The organism is Candidatus Uabimicrobium amorphum (genome assembly GCF_009002475.1).
GTDB classification, from domain to species: domain Bacteria; phylum Planctomycetota; class Uabimicrobiia; order Uabimicrobiales; family Uabimicrobiaceae; genus Uabimicrobium; species Uabimicrobium amorphum.
This window is the reverse complement of record NZ_AP019860.1, coordinates 6,068,711-6,087,193: the sequence shown is the minus strand read 5'-3', so window position 1 is coordinate 6,087,193 and position 18,483 is coordinate 6,068,711. Positions and strand designations below refer to the sequence as shown.

The following is an 18,483-nucleotide window of genomic DNA, read 5'->3' as shown; positions in this document are numbered from 1 at the left end:
GATAGTCAAATATTATGCGGCGGTTACAAGCTCAAATGCCCCAGTGCGAGAAGCCCGTAAAAGGTATACTCACAGTCGAGAATATCATCGGTCCAGTTGCCGTAAAAACCACCGCTGTTTGTCCACAGACTATCGACAAAATCCAAACCTGGCTCTACAATAGGTTCGATATTCGCTTTTAAATACGACAACGAATGCAAAGCTGTTGCTGTGGAGAGAAGATCGGGAACGGGGAAGGTTAGGTTATTACAAAATCCACCATCAATACAGTGGTTCATCAACCACATTGCCAGATGATTGCCTAAGGGAATTTGCCAAGCGTACAATATGGCAATTGCCGCAGCGCTTGCCGTTACGTTACCTTGCGGCATGTTCGGCATATTGGCGTATCCACCATCTGTCGCTTCCAGAGAGCGCAAGTTATAAACAATGGCATTCTTTATCGCGTCTGGCATGCCGATATCTAAATCTTGGTAGGCGCCTAGTAGCAAGAAATTCGCATACGCAGAACCATGTTGTTGCTCTTTGGTTACATTGTACCCGCCATCTTGCGCTTTGTATTCAGCCATACATTCGAGTATGCGCTTGCCGTCTATTTTGTCTTGTATACCGACTGCCGCAGCCGCACGCACTAAGCAACTTAGGTGTACAAAGTCGAGCTTTTCGACTTCGCGAAACCCAAGTAGATATTTTGTGGTTTGTTCCTTGGGAATGTCTCCTTGCAGAGCATGAAGACATTCCAGGGCAAACACGGTATAGTATAGGTCACTGTTTCCAGAGCGATCCTTAAATCCACCATCTTCGTTTAGGTGACTATACAGAAAACGATGTATTAGGCTCTTTACTTCCTGCAACGGTTTCTGTGCCAGTCTCGCGACTTGCAACATTTCTAGCCTCAAACTCACTGCACCATCCCTTTATTTCTAAGTCGTTAAATATCTTGCTTATTACGCGGCGTAATAATCCTTTTAAAGTGTGGTTTTCTATGTAGCGAATGGAGCGGGTTGCTTGTTCTTTATATGACTCTAACAATTGAGTTGCGCGTTTTACCGCTTTGTTTTTCTCAATAATCTTTTGAATATTATCCCAATTTTCCGCGACAGGAATTTTCTTGGTCCACAAATCGGCCAAGAGTTTCTTGTCGTCTTTGACGGCCTTTTCGTGGGCGATGGCAAGAATAAGCGACAAACGCATGGAGTGTATGTCGTCGGCTTCGCCTTCAATGTCATTTAAATCATCGCGGATTTGATAAGCAATACCTAGTGATTCGCTGTACTCTTCTAGTACATCGTGGATTTCTTCCTCGGCTCCAGCGTATGTTGCACCTATGCGTAGAGCGGTTTCAAATGCGGGTGCCGTTTTTTTGCGGAACACGTCTACCACATCTACTGCTTTTAACGGTTTAGGTTCGCGCATCCAACATAACTCAGCGCCTTGACCAATACACAGTTCACGGTGTCCAGCAATCGCTAGCTGTAGTATTTCATTTTTACATTCCGCATCAATGTCGCATTCGGCGATTAGGCGATAACCTTCGGCGATGAGAAAGTCCCCTACGTTTAACGCCACGGGAACACCGTAGTCCTCGTGTAGAGTTTTTTCTCCATAACGCAGCGCATCATTGTCTTCTATATCATCGTGAATGAGAGATGCCTTGTGGAAACACTCGACAGCAACAGCTAACTTTTTCAAATTGCTGCTCACATCGTCGACACCTTTTATTGCCTGAGCACTACATACCGTTAGAAATGGACGCCAACGTTTCCCGCTTTTCCCTAACCACTCATGGGCAATTTCCTGGGTTTTATTTTTCGCCTCTCCCATTATTTTACTGAGAGGTTCTTTGTCAAACCATGTATTTATTTCTTCACGCAAACCATCGAGATCCATACGATATGTCTTGTCTTCGCTAGTTAGATGAATCACATCCCACAGCCAATCTAGGTCGACATTGGTGTTGGCGCAATCATCTTGAAGAAGAGGAATCGCTAAGCCAGGAATAGCTGAACCTTCCATATAGGGGAACATTCTCTCTAAAACCGCTAAACAACTTACACCGACAATGGCTTCGATTTTCCCCGTTTGGATAATAGAAACCACGATCGGCGAACCTTCGGCAACGAGCACTGCGTATCCTAATCTCTCTGCTTCTAACTGAAAATCTTGAATAGAGCACATTCCACAGTGTTTGCACAAAAGTCCAAATTCATCGAAAGGTGCCTTACAAGTATCTTCTTTGCGTAAACATTTCGGTAAAAGTAGCAAGCGGCGTTCGAAGGGAATACTTGCTAAAAGATCGCGACATGCAGCATTGTTAATCAAAACGGCGATATAGTCGCGGTAAATAGGGTTGATGTTGCAATGGCTCAGGAGATCATCAGCATATTCTTTCAGATCGTCAAAACTTAGAGGAAAAACAACCTTGTTGTTTGCGACGTAATCCTTAACGACACGCCACACATGTTCTCGCTCTCCTTTGGTTTGTGGAATATTTTTTTGTATCGGGCGCATTTGTTGTACAAATACAGGTTTTGGTAAAGGTTTTGTAGATTCAGACATTTTTTTTCCTTTGCATATCGGAAATGGGAAAATTTTACCGCATTCCTTTGGTCTATGAAGCTTTTTGTCTACGAGTGATTTTTTTGCGTGCTTGCGAAAAGTGTTTTCGCCACGACAAAATCTCAGCTCTTCCCAACATTTGAATTAGAGAGCGCTTAAACCAGGCAACGCCACCTGCTCGTTGATTGTCCCAGTACAGTCGTGGGACCCATTTAAAATTGATTTCGTAACACATGGTGTATAACTTTAAGTGATCTTCACGCATCCGCATTAGGTTGAATTGTACACCGCGTTTAGGATCATCACAGAGAACTGGTTCGTGAAATATAGGAAATACCACCGCGCGTTTTGTGCCTAAGTATTTCACGAGTTCAATGGTTCGTGCGATATCATCTGGGGTTTCACCAGGAAGTCCCAGAATCACACTAAAAACAGGAAAAAAACCCGATTCGGTCATGCGATTGGCCACTTCACGAACCATCTCTTCCCAATCGTCGGCGCGAAACGGAGCGATTTTTCCCTGCCCATTGCGCTGTACCAAGTGACCGTTGGCACTTTCAATTCCCATGTTTACCCACAGATAATCGCTGCGTTTTTCCCAAGTAAGGAGTTGACGCACTTCACGCAATTGTTCGTTCGTGAGTTGTAAAGCGGAAGAAATGTTGGCGTGATCAATTTGCATAAAAGACAAACCTTCGACTTTCTTCATTTCTACGAGCAAATCGTGAAGCCTTTCAAAGCGTACTTTCGAACCATAACCGCCATAGCGAAAGAAATCCTCGCTACCACTTACTACGGCCCGCACTCCACCGCGAACGTTGGTCTGTAAATCGGCAATAATTTTTTCGGTGGGTAAGTGTTCCATTTTTTTGAATGCCAAGGTACAGAACTGACACGCCTTACCACAACCACGCGAAAGTTCCACAACACCGAGCATCGAGGCCCCTTTTAGTGGTGCGACATCCGCACAGCAAGTTTGCGCTTCGTAGATATGCGTATCCACATCCTTGCCTTCGATTAAATCCATAAATACCTGTGGACCTTTGGTTTCAAAATAACCTTCGAATACCACATCAATACCATGTCGCGCAGTTTCTTCTTGGTTTTGAACCCATTGCCATGCTCCCGCACCCCCGCCAATGACCTTGTAACCGTATTTGGATTTTTGTTCTTTGATGTAGTCCATCATACTGTTCATCCACGTACGCGTATACAATTCACCTTTCCAAAAATTTGTGGTGGTGGTGTTGCTCATACCTTTCCCCAAGGGATCACTGGAACTTACCCCCACCACTTTCACCCACGGGCCGAGTAGTTTGGGAAGATATTCAGGTGTTGTACATACAATGTCTTCTTGGGTCAAAGATGTTTGGTCGATCAAGGCCGATTCGACTCTGCGCAGTCCCAACGGAACGACATCAGCGCGTCCGTTTTCGTCGGTCGAAACTTTAGGAGATACAAAACTACGCATTGCCCATTCTGGCACTTGTGTAGTTTGCATTGTGGCAAAAATTCCTTCAAAAAGCACCTTGTAATCAGCACTTAATGTACGATCGGCAACGAGAACTACTTGTGGTTTAACTTGCATGATTTTACCTTTCTTCGAGAGTTATTCGTAACAAACTCTCTATTCCGAGCTGTCATCCAATAAATGCTTTGGTATTGGTAATGAATTCAGTACTTCATCGGGAATATCTAAATCTTTTTGTAATTTCTTTAAACAACGCTTGCGTTCTTTTAACGCCCGATCTTCGTCGCGTTCTTTGGCAAAACGCGATTGTGCTCGTTCAGATCTTTGTCGCAAAGCATCGTAAATGTTTCCACCAAGAAGCGAAGAGATATCTACCTTCATCTTTTCTTTATTCAGATCTTCTTCACTGACCTCATCGCCGTTAATAGGTCCTGCTTTGTATTTGGGAAACATAATTGCCGCTTCGGGACACACACGTGAACACGCAGGGCATTCGGTCTTACAGTTTTGCGGCGTCTGCACCTGCAACTTTTGCTCATTGGACAGACCGTATACTCCAAACAAGCAAAAATTCATACACTGCATACAATTTGTGCAGCGATCATAATCAATAACCGGAAACCATGGTTTCCAGGGTTTTTCGGTGCTTTGCTCTAATTTCGACATCACTTGCGGTGTCTCGCTCAAATCTACGATAGGACAAGATAACTGCTCTACGTCCTGTGGAAAGTCTCCCGCAAATTCTCCGACAACAATACTGCTACCTTGGAGTGCTTGCGTTTGCGAAGTACACGTAACATGGTGACCATGTTGCAGTAAATCACATAACGCGGAATATTTTTTATCTAAGTCGTTTGCTTCGTTTTGGTAGAAGGTTACGGTCATGGCTATGTCCTTGCTGTTATCATGAAAACGAATTTAGGAAATAATTGTTCATTTTTCCATCACTTGGTCAATGATTTCTTGTGCTTGCTGTGCACGCATGTTGGCAATTTTTTGTTGTTGTAGAGGTGCTTGGGCCGATTTAAATAACCACTTCACCGCACGAGGGTAACAGGCAATAATATGTAGGTCCTCCTGCTGCGCAAAATCCTTTAATACGGGGCTTTTCTCCGCCGAAAGTTTACATATATCCGGTACTGCTTCGAAATTTACTCCCGAGTCCGATAGTTTGCGCAAAACCTCCATCTTTACTTCTTTGGGAACAGCACGTGAATATGCACAGTGGCAATATAATATTTTCGGTTTTTCTGACATAAAATCTCACTAACTTGCTTGTTGATCGCGGTAGGTAGGGACGGGCTCTCCTGGTTGAAAAAACTCTTTATGATCAAAAGAGACCTCGATGTTTTCCTGTTCTTGGTATTGTTGCAAAACTTTTTGCACCACATCATATAAAAGTTGCGCATCGCACTCTGCACGTAAATTAATGGTCAAATCACCACTTTTTAAATATTCGAGAAGTGTCTGAGCAACTTCGGGAACACCATCGTTGCGCACTAAGTTAACAACGGCAATTTGTCCATCACCATTGTGTGGTAATAGGGTCATTTTTAAGTGGGCAATTTCTGTTTGTGGCAATTCTTGTTTTATTCTTTGTGATATTTTTTCTAAAAAATCATTGCCATCAAAATGATAATCACTTTTCACACTCACACTACAATTTAACCAACCTAGAAGTGCTTCACCTTCGGCATAGATTTTATAATCCACTTCCATCGGTGTTGCTGTTCCTAGTTCGCGCTCCATCATTACCTCGATCCACGACTCCATTCCGTGGTTATGCCGCGCAGAAACCTTAAAAATTTCCGCTCTAGGAAAGCGTTCTTTCAGAGCAACCTCTAACGATTCTAGTTGCTTATCTTCAAGTAAATCCTTTTTATTGATAACGATAATGTCCGCTTCTTCCAATTGCTTGAGATAGATGTAACTTACCTTTGGCGAAAACTTCTTACCTGGTTGTAGGTCTAAAATACGCATCGCACGAATCGGGTCCACGACAACACTTAGCGGAGAAATCGTGAACTGATTACCATATATACGTCGTAATGGATAACTCACTGTTGCAATTAAATCCGTACAACTTCCGACAGGTTCGGCAATGAAAATATCGGGTGTATTATCTTGTTGTAGTTTTTGTGCCGCTTCCATGAGAGAATTAAAGCGACAACAAAAACACCCACCAGAAATTTCTTCCACTGCAAAACCACTTGCTTGAAAAGTATTTGTATCGACAAGGCTAGCTCCCTGGTCATTGGTAATAAGCCCTACCTTGTAACGTGTGGCAAGTTGTTTTGCTATTTGTAAAATGGATGTCGATTTTCCTGCGCCCAAAAATCCGCCTATCATAATATAGCGTGCTTTATCCATCTTCGTATCCTTCTTCTAACATCTTGTTAATAATTTGATCTAAAAAATCAACGTACTGCTGCACATCAAAATGCTGTGCTTCTGGTTCTCCCTTGGCCAGATAGAGCCAACCCTTGTTGTATGGATCGGAATAAATCACCGATGGATCTTCGTCAAGGTCTGTATTGCGTCCATCAAACGTACCATTTACTACGCTGAAAAGATCGGAGACAGCTTTAAATCCTTCAATCCAGCCAATAACCTCTCCCACACCAATTTTCGCTTGTTGTGTGACATCAAAATCATACTCAACAATATCTCCTAACATACGTAGGGCAAATTTTGTGTAGCCAATACGCCACGTATTGTCTTGTTGTTGGCACATCCAAAAATGTGAGGGAGTATATATATACTTTGTGGGAAGGCGAGTAAAAAATCTAGATTTTTTGTAGCTTATGTATTCAGGCATATTTTTATTTTGATCGTAAGATAATAATCTAATATAGTAAAATTCTAAGTGTAAAATAAATACGACAAATTTGGCCTTATTTTTTTTACCTCGCCATTGTACAAAAAAACACAGCCAACGCCAAATTTTTATTAAAAACATATGAGGATTTATGGAATATCACATTGCACTAGATGTGGACGACACATTGTTAGCAGGTCCCGAATCGACATTACGCCCACATTTAGAAGATTTTCTAAAATTTTGCGTGGAAAATTTTGCAACGGTTTCACTGCTAACACTTTCGCGAGAATCAGAATGTCGGAGAAAATTGGGGGAACTTTATAAGTACATCACGCAACACATATATGCATTTCCTAGAAAAGAAAACAACTTTTGCACAGATAAAGATTTGCGTTGGGTGCATCATGATATTAGCAAGGTGATTATGGTAGAGGACCCGCTAGCGGAAATGCTGAATGTCAACTGGCAAGAGCAGGGGAAAAGCTATATCGTCGTTCCCCCATTCGATTACAACAAACCACAAGACGACAATGAACTACTAAGAGTGATGGAAGTGATAAAGGAACGTCTGGATTTGTTTTAGTCCTCTTTATGTGGGTGCTCTCACCATCGAATTGAAAGGGTTTTGCTGTAGGGTTTTGTTGTAGGGATTCGTTTTGCGTATTGGTGCCCTTACCATCGAATTTAAAGGGTTTTGTTGTAGGGATTCGTTTTGCGTATTGGTGCCCTCACCATCGAATTTAAAGGGTTTTGTTGTAGGGATTCGTTTTGCGTATTGGTGCCCTTACCATCGAATTTAAAGGGTTTTGTTGTAGGGATTCGTTTTGCGTATTGGTGCCCTCACCATCGAATTTAAAGGGTTTTGTTGTAGGGATTCGTTTTGCGTATTGGTGCCCTCACCATCGAATTTAAGGTTTTAGCTTCGCTAAAAGCCTTAATTCTCATGCCTCTCCCACAGGGAGAGGCGTAACACGTCCTAATTTGTTTCCATTTGTGTTACTTTGTGCCGCCACACGCACAACCATAATTTTATAAATATAGTAACGCCATACTCTTGTCTCGCAAATCAATTGAATTTTGTTTTTAACAAAAGAGACGCATTACACCTCTCCCGTGGGAGAGGTATGAGAATAGTAGCTTACAGCCAAGCTGTAAGCTACTAATTCGATGGTGAGGGCATCGCACACCAAACGAATTCCTTATCCTACACAGTTTCCAAAATAAAACTGGCACCTTGTCCGCCGCCCACACATAACGTCGCGAGGCCAGCGTTCTTGTCTTGGCGTCGCAATTCATTGACAAGATTCATAACAATGCGTACCGCCGAAGCGCCTACGGGATGACCTAAAGCGATCGCTCCACCGTTGACGTTGAGAATATTCTCATCAATTTCCCCCATCGCCGGACGTTGTAGGTATTTCTCACTTAATGAGTCTGAGGAAAAAATGCGCAAGTTTGCCAACACTTGCACGGCGAACGCCTCATTGATTTCTACTAGATCTAAGTCTTTCACTGTCATTTGTGCTTTGTCAAGTGCCAGAGGAGTTGCATAAGCAGGACCTAATCCCATATAAGAAGGGTCCAAACCCGCAAAGGCAAATGAGCGTAGTCTCGCTAAGGGTTTGTAACCCATTTCTTTGGCGTGTTCCTCTTCCATCACTAGTAACATCGCCGCGCCATCAGTGATTTGGCTGGCATTTCCCGCTGTAACTGTCCCACCGTCTTTTTTAAAGACAGTTTTTAATTTTGCCAACTTATCGGTATTCGACAACTCACGAACACCATTGTCGTGAAATACACGGCTGTCTTCTTCCTCTTCATCTATGAGATACGGCATGATTTCTTCAGCGAATTTACCGCCGTCTATCGCTTGTTTGGCGCGCTGATGACTGCGAAGCGAAAAAGCGTCTTGTTCTTCGCGGGAAATACCAAAATCATGGGCGAGTATTTCCGCGGTATGTCCCATTTCCAAACCACAAAAGCGATCTGACAAAACCAGTTTCAGTCCAATAATCGGTCGAAAGTAGTCAAAATGGAATTTGCCCAGCATGCGATATTGTTGCCATTTTCCCTTACAACGCATGAATTTTTGCAACCAATTGCGTGCACCAACATTCCACATTAGAGGAATTTGCGACATATTCTCTGCGCCACCAACAACGAATACCTTTCCCATATCTGCTTGAATTTTTTGGTAGGCATAGGCAATCGCTTCCATACCACTTGCACAGTTGCGCTGTACGGTAACGGCGGGCACACTATAAGGAATGTCGGCAAGTAACGCTATATGGCGCGCTAAGTTGGCCGCTTCAGGAGGTTGCGCGACATTTCCGATAATCACTTCGTCAATATGCTTAACATCTAATTCATTGCGCTTCACCAATTCCTTGATAACTTGCGCCCCTAAATCGTAAGCAGGGATATTTTTGAATTCACTGTTCATTTTTAAAAAAGGTGTGCGTAAACCTGCAACAATCACAACATTTTTCATCGAAAATTCCTAAAAACTACTTGCACATACTGAAAATAACTTTTACGATGGGAGAAATTTTCTCAGTAGCGCGTCTCTACTACATGCTTAAAACCTTCATTGTAATGGATCATGTTATGAAAAAGCAATACTATATTATATTCGTTGTATTTCTGTGCCTAGGTTGTGGTTCTACAGAGGTAAAAAAAGTTAGTAACCCTAAATATTTTTACAACCTCAATGGCACCATTAAAACAGATAAACAAAAGTACCAACTTGGTGAGAATATCGTTACCGAGTATGTTATCCAAAATAATGGTGAAAAATTACATCAAGAACCCGTAACAGATGGAAGTAAAAATATCGCAGAGGCATTCCAGTCATACAGTTTTAACGCCGCTTCGGTAAAAAACCAACTCGAACATCTTGAGCTCAAAGATTTTGGCAAACCCATTAATGGTGCCATTTCTATCAAACCAAAAGAAGAAAAACTTTTTGTGAAGAATGTTTTTTCTGCGTCGACTGCGGGAAAATATCGGCTCACTTTTGATCTCAACTGGAAGGAAAACAAGCAAATTCTTTTCAAGCCGGTCATCATTGAAATCGTGGACAATAGCAAGGTAGAAGAAGAGGCCAAGCAAGAAACCATTGATCCGCAAATACGAGTGGTGATTCGCAATTTACTAGACCCTGAACTTCGCGAAGAAGCCGAAAAAGAAATTGTGGGCTACGGTGCGCAAGGTCTCGTTGCTCTTGTTGAGGCGATGGGAGACAGTAATAGTGAACTGCGTTCCGAAGCGATGTTTTTCCTCATACGTATCAAAGACGATTATGAAGTAAATCCTATTCGCGCATTGTCATGGGGAGCGGCTCATGAAAATCCAGAAATACGCATGCGCTCTATTCACGTTGCCGGACAAATTGCCCCAGACGAAATCATTCAAATAATAAAGGATCGCTTGGTCAATGATCCAGATAAAAACGTACGTTTAACATGTCTACGCGTTGTGAAGCCCCTTACAGATATCATTGCGGTACAGATGATGATTTTTGCACTCAATGACAAAGATCTCGCAGTACGCAAAGAAGTCATCACCGAATTGCGCGATCGCACTCTTGAAAACTTTGGCTACGATCCTGAGGCCAGTGAAGAACAACGCAAGGCAGCCACACGCAAATGGATTGAATGGGCAAAATCGAAATATCGCGGAAAATAATTCATGCTCGAAGACAATGACCTGGTGGAACTATTTAACGACGGCGAAGCACAAGCTTTTGAGATATTGGTAGAACGCTACAGTTCGCGTATTATTAACTTTATATATCGCCTATGCTGGCAAAGAGAACTTGCCGAAGACTTGGCCCAAGAAGTGTTCATCAAGCTGTATCGAAATTTATCGCGTTACGAATGTAGCGGAAAATTTTCCGCATACATCTTTACAATCGCAAAAAATATATGGATTGACTTTTTGCGGAGTAAAAGAGGTAAAACCGAGTTAAGCAAACGCAAAACTCACGAAATTATATTCGAAAATATAAAATCAAAAGAACCTTCTGCTGAGGAAATGGTTTATTATAAGGAAAAGTTAGAACTATTACAAACAACCATAAACGAATTATCAGAAGAACAACGCATGGTTTTTATGTTGTATCACGATGATATGAAATATGCCGAAATTGCGGAAATTTTATCGATTCCAGAGGGAACAGTAAAGTCGCGTTTACACCATGCGTTTCAAAAAATAAAAAAAGCATTGTTTGAGGAATAGAATTGTATAACAAAGGTATATTGTTAGATCGCGATGGTGTTCTTATCGAGAACCGCGAAGATTATGTGAAAAATATTAGCGAAATAAAAATACTCCCCGGAGTAAAAGACGCAATCATGGACTTGTGGAGCAAAAATTACACCATTTGCATTGTCACAAACCAGTCTGGTGTCAGCAAGGGTCTATATCGAGAACAAGATGTTCGCGATGTTCACGAATTTATCGAACAACAATTCAAAAAAGAGATGTCTGGCCCTATTTTTTGGTACTATTGCCCCCACCAAGACAAAGACAATTGCGATTGCCGAAAACCCAAACCAGGTCTATTGCAAAGAGCAATACGCGAGCACAATTTTTGTGAAGAGAATACATGGATGGTGGGAGACAATATTCGCGATATTGAAGCAGGTCGTGCTCTCGATTGCAAGACATGCTTAGTACTTACAGGTCTTGGAAAAAGTTTTCATCATCCGCAGATGAGTCTAGTTCCACAAAAAGTTTGCTGTGATTTACATGAATTTGTTCAACAAATTTTAACTGAAGAAGAGGAGAGTCTATAAGAGTATACTTATAGCAAAATTACTATGGGAAAGAAAATGCGAAATGCTATATCTCCTACACGTGTAGAAGATTATCCTGAGTGGTACCAACAAGTCATAAAAGCTGCCGACCTAGCCGAAAACTCAGAAGTCCGCGGCTGTATGGTGATAAAACCTTGGGGATATAGCTTATGGGAAAACATTCAACGTTGTCTAGATAAAATGTTTAGAGATACCGGACACCGCAATGCGTATTTTCCGCTATTTATTCCACTAAGTTATATGGAAAAAGAAGCAGAGCACGTCGAAGGATTTGCCAAAGAGTGTGCCGTTGTTACCCATCACCGTTTAGAGCCAGGAGAAAATGGTGGCCTAGTTCCCGCTGGTCCTCTTCAAGAACCTTTAATTATACGCCCGACTTCTGAAACGATTATTGGAGCGGCCTTTTCTCGCTGGGTACAATCGTATCGCGACTTACCGCTTTTGATTAACCAGTGGGCCAACGTAGTGCGTTGGGAACTGCGTACGCGTTTATTCTTGCGTACCGCAGAATTTTTATGGCAAGAAGGTCACACCGTGCACGCAACGGAACAAGAAGCGGTAGATGAAACACTGCAAATGCTGGATGTTTACGCTGACTTTTGTGAAAACTTTATGGCGGTTCCCGTCATTAAAGGACGCAAAACAGCAAGTGAAAGATTTCCAGGGGCCGTCGAAACATATTGTATTGAAGCGATGATGCAAGACCAGAAAGCTCTACAAGCAGGAACTTCACACTTCCTAGGTCAAAACTTTTCGCGGGCATCGAATATTAAATTTCAAGATGAAAATAGCCAAGAAAGTTTTGCATGGACAACCTCATGGGGAGTTTCCACTCGTTTAGTGGGGGCGCTTATCATGGCTCATGGAGACGATGATGGACTCGTCATGCCTCCAAGAATCGCAGCATCACACATTGCCATTATACCAATGCTCAACAAAGAAGAAATCAAAGATCAAGTACTAGAGTACTGCGATGATCTCGTTGCCAAGTTAAAAGAGATCAACTACTACGGTACGAATATACGTGTGGAATACGACAAACGCGACACGAGTAGTGGACAACGTACTTGGGAATGGATTAAAAAAGGTGTCCCTATTCGTATCGAGGTTGGTGGACGCGAACTGGAAGAAGGCAACGTGTTTATGGGACGTAGAGACAAAGGTCCAAAAGACAAAAAAGCCATGGCAAAAGATGAGTTCGTGGCCAGTGTTACAGATATCCTAGATGACATCCATAACAATCTATTTACGCGTGCGAAGAAATTCCGCAAAGAAAATACCAAGAAGATCGATGATAAAGACGAATTCTACAAGTTTTTTACTCCAGAAAACAAGAAAAAGCCTGAGATTCACGGAGGGTTTGCACTGTGCCACTGGAGTGGAGACGCTGATGTAGAAGAACAAGTGAAGAAAGATCTCAAGGTCACGATACGCTGTATACCTTTAGATGATGATGGAGAAGAAGGTAAGTGTATTATTAGCGGCAAGCCAAGCAAACAACGCGTCATCTTCGGAAAAGCGTATTAGAAATCGTTGGTATACGGCCTCTCCAGCGGCTAACGCCGCTGACTCTCCCTGTGGGAGAGTTTACGTATATCAAAAAGTGTTGAAAAAACGCAACGTTAGTTCGAATTTACGTTGCGTTTTTTCTTTTCACGGGTAGTGCGGAAAAGTGTTGTATGCTAACGAATCGCGTATAATTTGCGATCGTGACTCGTGAAGTATGTCGTATTTTTATATAGTAGCGGCGAAGATTCAATTGTCTCACCAATATGAAATTTATTGAATTCTTTACCACTTCGATCAACAAAATATACACCACCGCGCTTTGTTGAAAAACACACAAAGTCCTTGGTCACTGCTGGGGAAGCCAAAAGCGGCCCATCGGCTTTGAACTTCCATTTTAACCCGCCCTCTCTCGTAAGAGCGTATAGGTGACGATCTATACAACTCACGAATATCATATTACGCGACAAAGTGGGGGCCGAGACAATTTCTCCTCCGCAGATAAACATCCAGATCAATTTCCCTGTGCGACTGTCAATGCAGTACAAACTTTTGTCTTCACTGGTAAACAGTAGCGTATTTTTATGTAGGATCGGCGTACCTTTGACCTTACCTTTTGTTGCAAATCGCCACTCAACCATACCAGTCAATCTGTTCAGAGCGTAAATATGGAAATCTTCACTAGCAAAATACACCAATTTGCTATTTACCGATGCACCAGAGCTAATAATACCTCCGGTTTTCCATCTCCACTTTCCTCTTCCCGTTTTCGCATCTAAGCAGTAAAAATATTTATCATGGCTTCCTATGAATACTTGATCTCCATAGCAAGTTGCTGGTGCCGTAATTTTTCCCGAAGACTTAAATCTCCACAAAGGTTTTCCTTTATCGGCCCACAATGCATACAAGTAATGATCATTACATCCTACATATACGATATTATTTGCAACTGTTGGTGTTGATTTTGAGCCACTTCCCAAAGATCGCGACCATACTTTTTCTCCACTTTTTGCAGAAACGGCATAGATATTCTCGTCTAGGCTTGAAAATACAACACGACCGCGATCAAAAACAGGTGCACCAACAATGCGTCCCTGAGAAGAAAAGCTCCACGCAACATTCATTTTGCCTACAGATAAAGCTACGTTAGAAAAATATTGATTTTTTGTCACAGCTTTTTGTAAATTTGTTTGTGCCGTTTGCGAAGATTTTCCCTGTTGTGAAGACTTTCCCTGTTGTGAAGACTTCCCCTGTTGTGAAGACTTTCCCTGTTGTGAAGACTTCCCCTGTTGTGAAGATTTCGCGTGCTGTGAAGACTTTCCCTGTTGTGAAGATTTTGCCTGCTGTGGAAATTTTCCCTGTTTCGAAGTCTCTTCTTCTCCAAAATCAATCTCCCAAGAGTGCTCCTCATACTCCTCTTTTACAACTACAAAAAAACCACACCAATAATCATAAGAAGAGGGAGTATTATAGACATATATCGCAAAACCACTCACAAGAACAATTATTAAAACTATTAATTTCTTCATGATATATCATTCCGTATATTTTCGTTCAAACGTCTCATAAATTCTTCACTGATACGGCTCGCCATATCAGGATTTTTTTCAATTAACACATTAAACGCTTTAGGAGTGAGTACATACAATTCGCTATCGGCAACGGTGATCGCCGTTGCACTTCTTTTTTGTTCAGCAATGAGCGCCATTTCACCAAAAAATTGTTTTTCTCCAAGTACAGCAATCTCAACCTCTTGTTTTCCCGGTGTTGCTGGTTTAAAAATTCTCACCTTCCCTCTACGTATAATATAGAGAGCATTACCTTCTTCGCCTTCATTGAACAATACCTGGCCTTGAGGTACTTTTTCCAAAGAGGTATTGTCAAGAATTGCCTTGCAATCATCCTCGCTCAGTCCTCTAAGCGCTTTTATTCTTTTTAAAACACTTGGTATACTCATATCCTGTTCCTAAAAACTAACCTTTTTTCTGATACAATCGATACACTGAAATGCCTGCGAGTATCATTGTTATTATGCTTAAAAATTGTGGAAGCCAATCTCCATACTTAGTGTAAACAGTGAGTTGTTGTGTATTTTTTATGGGAATATTCGTCACAAAAAAGCCAGGAAAATCTTTCCACTTAACTCTTTTTCCTTCCAGCTCTAAATCCCAGCTATCTTTGATCGAAGACACGAAAGAACCTTGTCCCCAAAGGCACTGCGGGAGATAGTGCCAATTGATGAGAAAACGATCTTCCCATCGCTGTTGCATATAAGATGGTAGGGATTGCCAATACTCTTCTATAGGTTTATTATGAATGTATTTTGCATTGAGTTTCCCTGTGGGAGGAATAGCAAGCGTGACCCCCGAATTTCCGACGCGCAAAACTCCAACGCGATTTTCGATAGCGCGAAAAATAGAGTTTGCTGTAATTTGTTCGATCTCGCTACTTAGTGCAAACCAGCCTTCGTTTGTTACATTCACCACGAACTGGCAACCTTTTTTTGCAAGAATGCGCGTCTCATCTGGATAGATAATATCAAAACACACCAGGCTGCCAAATTTATATTTGTCATCTAAAGTAAATACTGGTCGTGTTGTACCGGGTTTCAAATCGGGTACGTAACCAACTAAAATATAGACTAATGCCGGAACAAAAGGGATGTAAGAAGAAAATGGTATGCTTTCGCCAACGGGAACTAATCTAATTTTATCGTAGTGTCCTTCTATGTTACCAAGGCGATTAAAAAAATAAGCACTATTGTGTGTAAAAAACGTCTTTCTGCCGCTGTCCAACAAATAACGATGCGAGCCAATCAGTAAATTTACATTGTTATTGCTAGATAGATCGTTAAAAATTTGCCAGCTTTCCGGCGAGAGATTACAATCTCCCGGTGCCATAGTTTCCGGCCACACTAATAAATCTGGTTTTTGTTCCAAAGCCCGTAAAGTTAGAGAAGTATACGTATTAAAGACTTTGCTGCGAAGTTGCGTAACATTGTCTTTAATATCTTGAGGTATATTTCCTTGAATACACGCGACTTTAGGGCCCTCTGTGTATGGAAGTTGTACTTTTTTTGCGCCGTAAATATATGCCCCAACCAAAAACAACAGTAGTACAGCGGTTCCGACATACAAATGTCGTGGTCGTGTTTGTTTTTCGACTACCCAATTGGCAATAACCCCGTTCGCTAATACTACGAGAAATGTGACCCCATAGGCGCCCGTGATATCAGCAAATTGTATGAGCGTTGTTTCATAAGCAAGTGTATGCCCCATGTATAACCATGGAAAACCAGTAAAGATGTAGCAGCGTAAATAATCATTCGCAACCCAGACGATCGGAGCGGCAAGCCACATCGGCATGAAATTTTTGCTAAAATGCGCATATAAAATAGGGAAGGGAAGAATAATAAAATACAAAGGAAACAAAATAGCAATAGGACTAAGTGGATGCACCGTGGCCATCCACGAAATACCTATCCCAAAAAAAGTGAGGTTAAAAATCAAATTGCTCATCAAAAGTTGCTTTGTATTTAACTTCGGTAGTGAGTACAACCAAGGAACCAAAGCGACCCATGCAAAAACATAAAACTCGCATGGAGGAAATGCTATGGCCGCGAGTACACCACTAATAAGAGCAGGTAGAGCATAGCGCTTTTTGTACGTTATGTACACCGCTAGAATAGCAGGTATGGCTTGTCCTGCTAAAAATAAGATATCTGCAAACATGTGTTTTCTCTTAAAAACGTAGCGAACGCTTCCATCCAAAACGTTGTTTACCAAAAAAATACAATAAAATTTTATCCACTCTTTTTGCCCATGCCGCCTCGTTGTGATCTGCTCCTTCGGCCTCTAAGTAAGCTAGATCATATCCTGGTTTAAAGCCTTCGTCGATTAGAGTGTCTCGTAGTAGCCGCGTATCGCGTACGGCGTAGGGAATTTCATCTTCATCACCGTCCATTTTCCCCTCTAAAGTACCTATATCAAGCCACACTTTGATTTTATCATTCAGTTTGTTTTCCTTGATATAACGTACAATATGTTGATACCCCCACCATACAGATGGTGAAACAACACCTGCCATGGAAAATACATGAGAGTATTTCCAACAGATATACATAGATACGAGACCTCCCAGAGAAGACCCCATAATCCCGGTGTACTGACGATGCTTTAATGTGCGATATGTATTGTCTATGAATGGTTTCAAATCATTTATGATGAAGTCGGCGTACAAGTCCGCTTTGCCACCACCGTAGTTTTCCATATATATATGGGTGTATTCTTCCTGTCTTTGAATATTATTTTCTATGGCGACAATAATAATTTCGCGCATTTTCTTTTCTTTAATGAGCTTTTCTGTTGTTTCGTCTAACTCCCACTCCACACCCAAAAAAGCTGTTCGACTGTCAAAGACATTATTTCCGTCATGGACGTATAAAACTGGATAGCGTTTTGAAGGACTCTTAGGATAACTTGGAGGTAAATAAACCCAAATAGTTCTTTTGTTGTCTAACTTAGTTGCCACAAAATCACGATGTTCTTTAATGATACCTGACCATGTATGGGTCGCTTTTAATTTGGGAACCCCCATATCTGCCCAATTGTGTATCGCAAAATGAACCGTACGCCCCTTTGTCACGTACACATTGCGGTCTGGGTATTCGAAAAAATTCTCATCTTTTTCTACTGTTTCCCAGCTTCCTCGTGTAAATTTGTAGTTTAGATGTGTACCTTCGTCAAAAGTAAAACTTGTTTGATACTGTCGTTCACCTACTTTATTTAGCTTTGTTGCATTGGGGACCCAACCACCAAGATTTTTATGGTTACCGCAAATATATATATCATCATTTGGTGGGGTATTTTCTGGAACGGTAACCAAAAATGTAATTCGATATTCGGGCATTTTTATGATCCTGAGGATGTTTCGAACTCAAGTTCTACTTTTGGGGAATCCGCCCATAAATCTTCGAGTTCGTAAAATTCACGCATATCTTCTAAATAAATATGCACGATAACGTCGATAAAATCCATCAAGATCCACTTGCCTTCTTGATAACCTTCGATGTGATGACAAGTTGTACTGTGTTTCTTTTTTAACTCTACTTCAATTTCTTGCGCGATGGCTTTTACATGCTTCTCGGTGTTTCCTGTGCACACGACGAAGTAGTCGGCAAGAACAAAATTCTTCTCTACATGCATAATCGAAACTTGTTGCGATTTTCTGTCGTAAGCATATCGCGCGCACATTTGCGCTAGTTGTTTACTATCCATTTCATTGTCCATAAAAAAACGAAAGCGGGT

At 41.7% G+C, this 18,483-nt stretch carries 18 protein-coding genes; 5 read left to right on the top strand and 13 right to left on the bottom strand.

Annotated features, from left to right (window positions below):
• Positions 1-23: 23 nt before the first annotated feature.
• The 7 genes from UABAM_RS22105 to UABAM_RS22075 are packed head-to-tail and all read right to left on the bottom strand — an operon-like array spanning position 24 to position 6,848.
• Positions 24-905, bottom strand: coding sequence for a prenyltransferase/squalene oxidase repeat-containing protein (locus UABAM_RS22105; protein ID WP_151970167.1), 882 nt, complete (start codon positions 903-905; stop codon positions 24-26).
• Positions 814-2,559, bottom strand: coding sequence for a polyprenyl synthetase family protein (locus UABAM_RS22100; protein ID WP_151970166.1), 1,746 nt, complete (start codon positions 2,557-2,559; stop codon positions 814-816). The genes UABAM_RS22105 and UABAM_RS22100 overlap by 92 nt, the downstream gene beginning before the upstream one ends.
• A gap of 52 nt (positions 2,560-2,611) precedes the next feature.
• The gene (locus UABAM_RS22095; RefSeq protein WP_151970165.1) at positions 2,612-4,147 is read right to left on the bottom strand and encodes a B12-binding domain-containing radical SAM protein; all 1,536 of its coding nucleotides are present in this window, start codon (positions 4,145-4,147) and stop codon (positions 2,612-2,614) included.
• A 39-nt stretch (positions 4,148-4,186) separates the two neighbouring features.
• On the bottom strand, positions 4,187-4,915 hold the full coding sequence (locus UABAM_RS22090) for an ATP-binding protein (protein ID WP_151970164.1): 729 nt from the start codon (positions 4,913-4,915) through the stop codon (positions 4,187-4,189).
• A gap of 48 nt (positions 4,916-4,963) precedes the next feature.
• Positions 4,964-5,287 (bottom strand): hypothetical protein, encoded by a 324-nt coding sequence (locus UABAM_RS22085; RefSeq protein WP_151970163.1) that lies wholly within the window; start codon positions 5,285-5,287, stop codon positions 4,964-4,966.
• Between the two features lie 9 nt (positions 5,288-5,296).
• A complete protein-coding gene (locus tag UABAM_RS22080; RefSeq protein ID WP_229759295.1) occupies positions 5,297-6,400 on the bottom strand; it encodes a GTP-binding protein in 1,104 nt (367 codons plus the stop codon).
• Positions 6,393-6,848 carry a glycine cleavage system protein H gene (locus tag UABAM_RS22075; protein ID WP_173013487.1) on the bottom strand — a complete coding sequence of 152 codons (456 nt, stop codon included), beginning with the start codon at positions 6,846-6,848 and terminating at the stop codon, positions 6,393-6,395. Before UABAM_RS22075 ends, UABAM_RS22080 begins: the two co-directional genes overlap by 8 nt.
• A 151-nt stretch (positions 6,849-6,999) precedes the next feature.
• Here UABAM_RS22075 and UABAM_RS22070 point away from each other — a divergent pair, with 151 nt between their 5' ends.
• Positions 7,000-7,434 carry an NIF family HAD-type phosphatase gene (locus tag UABAM_RS22070; protein WP_151970161.1) on the top strand — a complete coding sequence of 145 codons (435 nt, stop codon included), beginning with the start codon at positions 7,000-7,002 and terminating at the stop codon, positions 7,432-7,434.
• A gap of 621 nt (positions 7,435-8,055) precedes the next feature.
• Here the strand turns inward: UABAM_RS22070 and UABAM_RS22065 are convergent.
• Positions 8,056-9,342, bottom strand: a complete 1,287-nt coding sequence (locus UABAM_RS22065) for a thiolase family protein (protein WP_151970160.1) — start codon at positions 9,340-9,342, stop codon at positions 8,056-8,058.
• 116 nt (positions 9,343-9,458) lie between these two features.
• Between UABAM_RS22065 and UABAM_RS22060 the strand changes: the two genes are divergently transcribed.
• Genes UABAM_RS22060 through proS form a run of 4 tightly spaced genes read left to right on the top strand, consistent with a single transcriptional unit; the run spans position 9,459 to position 13,198 of the window.
• The gene (locus UABAM_RS22060) at positions 9,459-10,538 is read left to right on the top strand and encodes a HEAT repeat domain-containing protein (protein ID WP_173013486.1); all 1,080 of its coding nucleotides are present in this window, start codon (positions 9,459-9,461) and stop codon (positions 10,536-10,538) included.
• Between the two features lie 3 nt (positions 10,539-10,541).
• Positions 10,542-11,090, top strand: a complete 549-nt coding sequence (locus UABAM_RS22055; RefSeq protein WP_151970158.1) for an RNA polymerase sigma factor — start codon at positions 10,542-10,544, stop codon at positions 11,088-11,090.
• Between the two features lie 2 nt (positions 11,091-11,092).
• The gene (locus tag UABAM_RS22050) at positions 11,093-11,650 is read left to right on the top strand and encodes a D-glycero-alpha-D-manno-heptose-1,7-bisphosphate 7-phosphatase (protein ID WP_173013485.1); all 558 of its coding nucleotides are present in this window, start codon (positions 11,093-11,095) and stop codon (positions 11,648-11,650) included.
• A 24-nt stretch (positions 11,651-11,674) separates the two neighbouring features.
• Positions 11,675-13,198 carry a proline--tRNA ligase gene (gene proS / locus UABAM_RS22045; protein WP_151970156.1) on the top strand — a complete coding sequence of 508 codons (1,524 nt, stop codon included), beginning with the start codon at positions 11,675-11,677 and terminating at the stop codon, positions 13,196-13,198.
• Between the two features lie 155 nt (positions 13,199-13,353).
• Here proS and UABAM_RS22040 read toward each other — a convergent pair whose 3' ends face one another.
• The 5 genes from UABAM_RS22040 to rsfS are packed head-to-tail and all read right to left on the bottom strand — an operon-like array spanning position 13,354 to position 18,453.
• A complete protein-coding gene (locus tag UABAM_RS22040) occupies positions 13,354-14,706 on the bottom strand; it encodes a beta-alanine-activating enzyme beta-propeller domain-containing protein (RefSeq protein WP_151970155.1) in 1,353 nt (450 codons plus the stop codon).
• Entirely contained in the window at positions 14,703-15,134 is a 432-nt protein-coding gene (locus tag UABAM_RS22035) for a Crp/Fnr family transcriptional regulator (RefSeq protein ID WP_151970154.1), read from the bottom strand. Before UABAM_RS22035 ends, UABAM_RS22040 begins: the two co-directional genes overlap by 4 nt.
• Before the next feature lie 16 nt (positions 15,135-15,150).
• A complete protein-coding gene (gene lnt, locus UABAM_RS22030; protein ID WP_151970153.1) occupies positions 15,151-16,908 on the bottom strand; it encodes an apolipoprotein N-acyltransferase in 1,758 nt (585 codons plus the stop codon).
• Positions 16,909-16,918: 10 nt separating this feature from the next.
• Positions 16,919-18,085 (bottom strand): alpha/beta hydrolase-fold protein, encoded by a 1,167-nt coding sequence (locus UABAM_RS22025; protein ID WP_151970152.1) that lies wholly within the window; start codon positions 18,083-18,085, stop codon positions 16,919-16,921.
• A gap of 2 nt (positions 18,086-18,087) precedes the next feature.
• Positions 18,088-18,453 carry a ribosome silencing factor gene (gene rsfS, locus UABAM_RS22020; protein ID WP_173013484.1) on the bottom strand — a complete coding sequence of 122 codons (366 nt, stop codon included), beginning with the start codon at positions 18,451-18,453 and terminating at the stop codon, positions 18,088-18,090.
• Between the last annotated feature and the right edge of the window lie 30 nt (positions 18,454-18,483).